2 protein-coding genes and 1 pseudogene are annotated in these 1322 nt (G+C 56.6%); all 3 read left to right on the plus strand.

Annotated features, from left to right (window positions below):
- The first annotated feature begins 66 nt into the window (after positions 1-66).
- Positions 67-447 carry a hypothetical protein gene (locus B3Q33_RS14435; protein WP_035245857.1) on the plus strand — a complete coding sequence of 127 codons (381 nt, stop codon included), beginning with the start codon at positions 67-69 and terminating at the stop codon, positions 445-447.
- 154 nt (positions 448-601) lie between these two features.
- Entirely contained in the window at positions 602-838 is a 237-nt protein-coding gene (locus B3Q33_RS14440) for a DUF5062 family protein (protein ID WP_272962621.1), read from the plus strand.
- 109 nt (positions 839-947) lie between these two features.
- Positions 948-1322: pseudogene (locus tag B3Q33_RS14445) on the plus strand (hypothetical protein); the annotation flags it as partial.

Consider the following 1322-nt stretch of genomic DNA (forward strand, 5'->3'; position numbering starts at 1 on the left):
AGCTATGCTCGCATGGCGAACCGCCAGGCAGGCTCCTGCAATCGGCAACCCAACAAAGGAACGCCCATGAAATTTGCACTGGTTTTGCTGATCCTCGGCTGGCGTCTGCGCTGGCTGGCCTGGCGTGATGCGGGCTTTCGCAAGCAGTTGGAAAACCGCGACGTGGTGATGCAGTGGCGTACCTTTAACGGCAAGCCGGCGCGCAGCTTTCATTTCACGCCGGGCAAGGTGGTGTCGAAAGGTGGCCTGCATGGTCAGCCTACCGTCACCCTGAATTTCAAGGACGCCAACTACGCTTTCCGCACCCTGCAGGTGGCCGGCAAAAACCAGATGGCTTTCATGGAAGGGATGCAGGCCGGCGATATCAAGATCGAAGGCGATCCGGGGCAGCTCATGTGGTTCATGACCCTGATGAAGTTCATCATGCCGGGTGGCAAGAAAAAATAGCTCTCCCGGTTCTTCCTTCAAGTGTCTCACTGCTCGCCCCGGATTCGGGGCGTATTCGTGTCTGGCCCTCCGCTTCCGTTTTCCCTTTGGTAAATTCGGGTCATCCCGTAGGCTGGTGAACTATTCAGGTTGCTAACCAAGACAGGGAATGGCGATGAAGAAACTGAAAAACGAAAAGGAACTGGTCAAGAAAGCCATTGCACTGGGGGTGGATTACGCGGAGAAGCGCGGTGTGGTGGAATTCGAACCCACCGATTCTGCGGCGGAGAAGCTGGAGTACATCTACCGGCTGCTGGTGCATGACAAGGTGATTCAGCCGTTGCCGGAAGATCAAGTGTCCCAGCCGTCAATTCAGCACAAACTGGCCATCTGGGCGTCAAAACAAAAATAGCCGGGTATCGCTTGTTCGTTTTGGGTCTGTTATAAAAATCCTTGAACTTGATCCTGTGGGCGTTGACTCATGCGCCCGATGCCAATGCCTCTCTTCAAAAGGACCTGACATGCGACGCAATCCCCTGTTGGTTATCGCCAGTATGCTCCTGCTACTGACCGCCTGTGCCACCACCACCGAAACCCATTCCACCTGGCAGACCAAAACCGGTGAATCTCATCCTACCTTCCGGCACCTGTATGTGCTGGTGCTGGCAGATGACCCTGCGGTGGCCGCCACGGCTGAAAATCAGGTGCGCAAAAGCCTGAATCATCGGGCTGTTGAAGCCTCGCTGGCCAATGAGACCCTGGGTGAGCGAGAGGTAGAACGGGATGCCTACCGTGCCCAGGTCGAGGCTGCGGTCAAGGCCAGCGGCGCCGACGGCGTTATGGTGGTGTCGTTGCTGAAGGTCGAAGAACGCTCCGAGTATGTGCCGCCTCAGGTC

Source organism: Alcanivorax sp. UBA3183 (genome assembly GCF_002364155.1).
GTDB classification, from domain to species: Bacteria; Pseudomonadota; Gammaproteobacteria; order Pseudomonadales; family Alcanivoracaceae; genus Alcanivorax; species Alcanivorax jadensis.

What these genes read in the sequence shown, in the direction of transcription:
- B3Q33_RS14435 (WP_035245857.1), top strand. Translation starts at nt 67, where the DNA reads ATGAAATTTGCACTGGTTTTGCTGATCCTCGGCTGGCGTCTGCGCTGG.
- B3Q33_RS14440 (WP_272962621.1), top strand. Translation starts at nt 602, where the DNA reads ATGAAGAAACTGAAAAACGAAAAGGAACTGGTCAAGAAAGCCATTGCA.